This is a genomic window from Flavobacterium macacae (assembly GCF_003865365.1).
In the GTDB taxonomy this organism is placed as follows: Bacteria; Bacteroidota; Bacteroidia; order Flavobacteriales; family Flavobacteriaceae; genus Flavobacterium; species Flavobacterium macacae.
Genome location: NZ_RQVR01000025.1, coordinates 21,765 through 27,858 on the forward strand (window position 1 = coordinate 21,765; position 6,094 = coordinate 27,858).

Annotated in this window: 6 protein-coding genes; 4 read left to right on the forward strand and 2 right to left on the reverse strand. The window is 36.0% G+C overall.

Translation table 11 applies throughout. From position 1 onward, the window contains the following. Window positions 1-810 carry an SMODS domain-containing nucleotidyltransferase gene (locus EG849_RS14630; RefSeq protein WP_125014057.1) on the forward strand — a complete coding sequence of 270 codons (810 nt, stop codon included), beginning with the start codon at window positions 1-3 and terminating at the stop codon, window positions 808-810. A gap of 526 nt (window positions 811-1,336) precedes the next feature. Here the strand turns inward: EG849_RS14630 and EG849_RS15985 are convergent. Further along, complete coding sequence (locus tag EG849_RS15985) at window positions 1,337-1,822, reverse strand: reverse transcriptase domain-containing protein (RefSeq protein WP_262680286.1); 486 nt, start codon at window positions 1,820-1,822, stop codon at window positions 1,337-1,339. A 49-nt stretch (window positions 1,823-1,871) separates the two neighbouring features. Continuing rightward, window positions 1,872-2,459, reverse strand: coding sequence for a reverse transcriptase domain-containing protein (locus tag EG849_RS15990; RefSeq protein WP_262680288.1), 588 nt, complete (start codon window positions 2,457-2,459; stop codon window positions 1,872-1,874). A 782-nt stretch (window positions 2,460-3,241) separates the two neighbouring features. Between EG849_RS15990 and EG849_RS14640 the strand changes: the two genes are divergently transcribed. The 3 genes from EG849_RS14640 to EG849_RS14650 all read left to right on the forward strand — a co-directional run bounded on the left by EG849_RS14640 (window position 3,242) and on the right by EG849_RS14650 (window position 6,005). Continuing rightward, a complete protein-coding gene (locus EG849_RS14640; protein WP_125014059.1) occupies window positions 3,242-3,574 on the forward strand; it encodes a phosphoribosylpyrophosphate synthetase in 333 nt (110 codons plus the stop codon). Beyond that, entirely contained in the window at window positions 3,575-3,973 is a 399-nt protein-coding gene (locus EG849_RS14645; RefSeq protein ID WP_125014061.1) for a cupin domain-containing protein, read from the forward strand. 565 nt (window positions 3,974-4,538) lie between these two features. Beyond that, window positions 4,539-6,005: a toll/interleukin-1 receptor domain-containing protein gene (locus EG849_RS14650; protein ID WP_125014063.1), complete on the forward strand. Its 1,467-nt coding sequence runs from the start codon at window positions 4,539-4,541 to the stop codon at window positions 6,003-6,005. Window positions 6,006-6,094: the final 89 nt, after the last annotated feature.

Consider the following 6,094-nt stretch of genomic DNA (forward strand, 5'->3'; position numbering starts at 1 on the left):
ATGTCAGCATCAATAGATACATACTTAAAAGATTTATCTTATTCATACTACTTGAAAAATGATTCAACGGAAATCACAAGAATTAATACATCGAAAGATAATCTTTTGAAAAACCTTGATAATGATTGGGGAATGCTAATTAAAAGACGATTCATTTTTGGTTCTTATGACAGGGACACAATTCTCCCTCGGTCCATAGATAGCAAATCCGATATAGATATTATGGTAGTTTTCAATCATACCGATTATGAACGAACTCCAGAAACTTATAGGGCTTGGCTAAAGATTTTTGCTGACAAACACTATAAAGATAGATATGGTTCACAAGTTGTAAATTCATTTCCAACCGTTACTATTCGTTTGGGAAATATTCATTTTGATTTAGTTCCGGCTAAAGAAACAACATATTCATGGGGAGGCTCAACATTGTACATTCCTGATAAAACTTCAGGGTGGCAAATAACCGATCCAAGTGATGTAAAAACAAAGCTCACAGAGGCAAATACAAGATATAATCAAATTGTTCGTCCCATAATTCGCTTATTAAAAGCTTGGAATTGTTATAATGGTTTTCCATATGACTCCTACGAACTCGAATTAAAAATAACTGCGATGAATTTTTACGGTGATAATATTCAAAAAGGTTTTTTTTATGCTGCGAAGCAATTATCAAGTTGGGATGGAACACAATTCAAAAGAGAAAAAGTAGCAAGTTTGTATTATAATATTGACAAAGCGATTGAATGTCTAGAACAATATGATACTGGAAAAGCGAAACAATGGCTTCATCGAGTTCTTCCTTACGCATGAAACGGCATATAATCGAGTAGACTGCCCCGCTAGAGCTAGCGGGGAGAGCCTCTCAAATATTTATATTCACGAAAACCAAAAAAACAATAACAGATGGAGTACACCACCGAGCGTACGGGTCACGTACTCGGCGGTTCACAAAGAGATGGATTGAGTTGGATGTATAGTTCTGTTAAGGACAAGTATCCTCTTTTCTTCAAGCGATTTAGGGTAATGGTTGTGCCTAAAATAGGACTTTACTCAAATTAATATTTAAATTTTGGTCTTCGTGATGTGCTTCGCAGTTGAGCGATTGCCCAACCGCCTTTCCTTCCCCATCCGCCGCCTGGCTCATTCGCTAAAAATGTCCAATGGACATTTTCTTAACGCTCTGCCCTTCCAAGCATAAGCGTGATCTTGGTCAACTCCCAATCGTATGAGGTTTTTCCTCTTTCTCTCGGGTTTTTTCCAATCGTGCCAAATGCAATAACGCAGACGATTTACTCACTTTTTTCTATTGTTTTTTTGTGTTCGTGATACCGCTTCGCTAAATTCGTAGCCAGCTGTCTATGTCTCGCAATTTCCCCATTATATTTGTACCCCGAAAATAGGTTAACCATCCTCGTTGTACTTCTTTTATTTTGGTTAATCGCTCGTCAAATTTTGCTGGAGTGGTTTTTGCTTCGCCAGTTCGCAAAAGCTCGGGTCGGGTAATGCTTTTCAGTCGTTCTTTTAGGCGTTTCCATGCCTTTTCTCCTACCACAAGTTGGTATTGATTTTTGCTTCCTTTTTTGTAAACAGGTACAAAACTAAAGCCTAAAATCGTGAAGTTGACGGGTTTTCGAACACCGCTCTTTTCTTGATTGACCGTTAGTTTGAGCTTGTTCTTTAGGAATTTCTCAACCACAACTTTGGTGGATTTCGTTTGATTGTGGCTCTTGCAGTAAATACTAAAATCATCGGCATAACGAACGAATTTATGTCCTCTTCTGGTCAGCTCTTTATCCAATTGATGAAGTAAGATGTTTGACAAAAGCGGACGTAATGGGCTTCCTTGCGGAACGGCCTTTACTCACGCTTTTTTATTGCTTTTTTGGTGTTCGTGAATGCGAAGCATTTCTTCGTTTTTGTAGTTTTCCGTTGATTTTAATGGGTGCTTTGAGCCACTTCCGAATGAGTTGCATCGTGGTTTTGCACTTCACTTTTTGGTACACTAAATTCAGCAACAAACAATGATCCACTTCGTCAAAGAAATTCTTCAAGTCGGTATCTACAATGTGGTTTAACCCTTTATGGATGTATTCCCTTGCTTGTCCAACGGCTTGTCGGGCATTCTTATTGGGTCTAAATCCATAACTAGTGGGTTTAAATTCAGGTTCAAATAGTGGTGCAAGATTTTGTGCCACGCTTTGTTGCAACACTCTTTCGATGGTTGTAGGAATTCCCAGTAATCGGGTCTTTCCGTTTCCCTTTGGAATTGTAATCCCTAAAATGGGTTGCCCTTGATAGCTTCCTGTTTTTATTTGCTCTATAAGTTGCAGTTTCTTATCGGTGAATCTCTTGCGGATTTCATGTACAGAAACGCCATCGACTCCCGCACTACCTTTGTTGGCAATAACGTGTTCCAATGCTTTTTGAAGCTCATAAGGATGTACTACGCGTTCAATCATCTTTGTTTTGTTTCAATCTGTTTCCGTTAGCTAAAGCTATCTTGCGATTCTTTTAGCCATTGGAAACCTCTTTGTGTTCGGTCCTTCCTTGCTTGTGAGACCTGTGCATTCTATTCGCACCTCGTTTGCCACAAGTACTATGACCGCTGCTGACTTCTTGACTTAACCAACTCGTAGTTGTCAAGACCTCCCCTGGTAACCGCTTTTTCCTTCCTCCAATTCCTGCATCATCTACAAATTAAAATTTTGGTAATCTTTGGACGTTGCGTTGCTGTGGACGCTTATCCGTTTTAACTTGCCTCCTATGACATTTACTCACTGTTTAATATTTGTTTTTTGTTTTCGTGATATCGCTTCGCTAAATTCTGTTCGTCAGTACCGGAACTTTTAAGGAAGGTATTGCTCTCGCAATAATCTTCAGTGCATACCTCACGATAAACCACCTTGCGACATGCTAACGATTCGGGTTTTCAATCCGCTGGTAAGGGACTTACACCCTCTAGAAAAATAACACTCCGTAATTATGATTCTTAATCCGAAATTTGTATTTTCGAATTTTTCTTCGACACTGTGTGTCCTGCGGATGCAGGGCACACACATTGGCTAAAATAAGTTGCTGCTTTTTGCAAACCGGAACTTTGTTCTTCCATTTATATTTATAACTTGCAGAAATTACTCAGGTCATCAAGACGCAACCATCTTTTAGCCGTTTCCGTTAGCCGCAACCCTAACCGACAACACATCAACGAAACATCACCATAAATTAAAACTACCTTTAAAATATGAATAATGAAAATTTAAACGAAGATTTTGGCACATTGTCAGAAACCATAAACGGACTTGTTAAGTTAGGTTACACACACGACTTTAACATAAAGGACGAATGTTTAATATGCAATAGAACAAATATTACATTATCACCAGACGATTTTAAAATTGACCACGTCTATCGCTTTGAGGGCGACTCTGACCCTGAATATCAGTCCATACTTTACGCCATTTCATCTTCAAAATTCCAAGTAAAAGGAACTTTAGTTAATGGTTACGGCACTTCATCAGACGAAGTGACAACAAAACTGATAGAAAAATTAAACACTCATAACAACCAAAATTAAATGGAAAATAAATCAAATGATGCAACACCACAACCACCAGACGGTGAACACATATTAAATGCACAGTTAGTAGAAATGAATTTAGAAGAAGTTATTAAACAAATAAAAAGTGAAACTACTTGGACTGACAGCGACCGAAATTCTGTTACACTTTTCAAATCGGATCGTATGAGAATTGTGCTTATAGGACTACACGAAAATGCAGAACTAAAACCGCACAAGGCTAATGGGGTAATAAGTGTTCAAGTAATAGAAGGTAAAATAGAATTTACAGCAGATGAACAAATTACTCATTTGGAACAAAGACAGATGATAGCGTTACAAGAAAATATTATTCATAGTGTTAAAGCGTTGACAGAAAGTTTTTTTCTATTGACACTTGCAATGAATAACAAATAGACAAAAGGTGAGAAGGGCAGCAGCTTACAGCTAGAGTATGTTGGGCTTGCAGCCAACAATGAAACTCCTGTTAAACGGAACCGGGCTACATCCATCCCTTATGAGGTTTACGATAAATGAGCAAGAAGAATTTCAAGAGGCTATTACACCTTTTTTTTTGACGAAGTTACTGTAACAAATTACAACCTCCACCATAAATTATTTTTCACTATTTTCCCTACGTTTACGGTTTTCTATAAAGAACGTATTGCTAATTTGTTTATTATTGTATAAAATATCGCTGCTCAGTAGCGGGTATACAGCCAAAATTAGGGGTACATGTATGATTTAGTTGTACATATATACTAGTTGGGAAAAATCGCCCTTCGGGACAATTTTTCCCAATGACCGCTCGGCTTCGCCGACAGCTGGGAAACCATAGTTGCTTTCGCACGACGTTCTCCCAACTGTCGCCTTTGACGCATTCCGAAAAGGAGTAAAAACTCCTTTCAGAACGACGACAAAGATTAGGGGTCATTGGCGGCAACCCTACCTGAACGAGAACATTAAAGATATATAAGAAAATATGGCAACATCAATCGACGCACCAAAAGTATTCATTTCATACAGTTGGCAACCTATCTCAAATAGACAAAAAACAATAAGCTTAGCTGAAAGATTAGAAAATGAAGGAGTGAATGTCATCATTGATGAATGGAACTTAGCAGAAGGTCAAGATAAGTATCAGTTTATGGAACAAATGGTAAATGATCCTCACGTAAAAAGGGTTTTAATTATTTGCAATAAAGAATATACTGAAAAAGCCAACAGCAAATCTGGAGGAGTTGGTATTGAAAGTTTGATTATTTCAGACGAAGTTTACAGCAAAGTTGAACAAACTAAATTTATTCCAATAATATTTGAAAGGAATATTGATGGTAATGAATACGTGCCAACTTTTATTAAAACAAGAATATATATTGATTTAAGTAATGATGATACTTTTGAAGATGAGTACGAAAAATTAATGAGAAACTTGTTTGACAAACCAGCTACTAAAAGACCTCCAAGAGGCAATCCTCCAGCATATATTTTAGAGACAGATTCAGTATATTTAAGGACTTCAAATAAAGTTAAAACAATTCAAAATTCTCTAATAAACGAAAAAAAGAATTCTCAAATTTTAATTGATGATTACTACTCAACTTTTATAGATGCTTTAGCTGATTTTGAAATCACACAAGAGAATTTAACAACTCAATATGTAGATGATATTGTTCAATTACGTATTGAAGAGATGAAAATATTACGAGATGATTTTATATCTTTCTTCGAGACAGTTTGTACTTATTCATTAGATTTAGAAAAACTCAATACTTTTCTTGAAAATTTAGTAGAATTTTCGCAAAAGCGAGATTCAATAAAGTATCCTGAAAGATTAATTGGTCCGTTTATGAATGACCACTATAAATTTTTTATTGAAGAACTATTTTTATACATAGCAACTATTTTAATTCAAAAAGAGAAATATGTAGAACTTGGGCAAATTTTACATAATGACTTTATAATATTCAATCAAAGATTAAATAAAACTGAACCGTTCACATATTTGGTGTTTAATCAGTACATTGAATCTCTAGATAAAATTAGAAATGAACGCCTTCAAATGCGCAGAATAAGTATTACCGCAGATTTAATCAAACAAAGAGCTGACAATACTAAATATAATTTTGAAAAATTAAGAGAGGCAGATGTTCTACTTTACTATATCGGATTAATGAGGACAGAGTTCACTGATCCTTGGCGATGGCCAAGATGGTTTCCTAAAACAACCGTTTATCATATCTATAATTTACAAATTCTAGAAAAATTAATTTCAAAAAGGCATTTCGAAAAAGTAAAACCTTTATTTGAAATTAATACAATTGAAGAACTTCAGGCTAAAATAAAAAATGTAGTTGAAAACGGAAAAGATAAAATTCAAAGATTTGATTATGAATTTCCATATTTAAATAATGCTTTTAATTTTGATGAAATTTGTAGCCTCAAATAAAAAAGGGCAGACCGCCAACAGCTAAGGTTGGGCTTGAAAAGCCAACAATGAAGCCCTGGTTGAACGGAACCGGTTGTGATTCCATCCCT

Excerpts from the sequence above, each read along its gene's own strand:
- EG849_RS14630 (WP_125014057.1), top strand. The coding sequence starts at position 1 with ATGTCAGCATCAATAGATACATACTTAAAAGATTTATCTTATTCATAC.
- EG849_RS15990 (WP_262680288.1), bottom strand. The coding sequence starts at position 2,459 with ATGATTGAACGCGTAGTACATCCTTATGAGCTTCAAAAAGCATTGGAA.
- EG849_RS14640 (WP_125014059.1), top strand. The coding sequence starts at position 3,242 with ATGAATAATGAAAATTTAAACGAAGATTTTGGCACATTGTCAGAAACC.
- EG849_RS14645 (WP_125014061.1), top strand. The coding sequence starts at position 3,575 with ATGGAAAATAAATCAAATGATGCAACACCACAACCACCAGACGGTGAA.
- EG849_RS14650 (WP_125014063.1), top strand. The coding sequence starts at position 4,539 with ATGGCAACATCAATCGACGCACCAAAAGTATTCATTTCATACAGTTGG.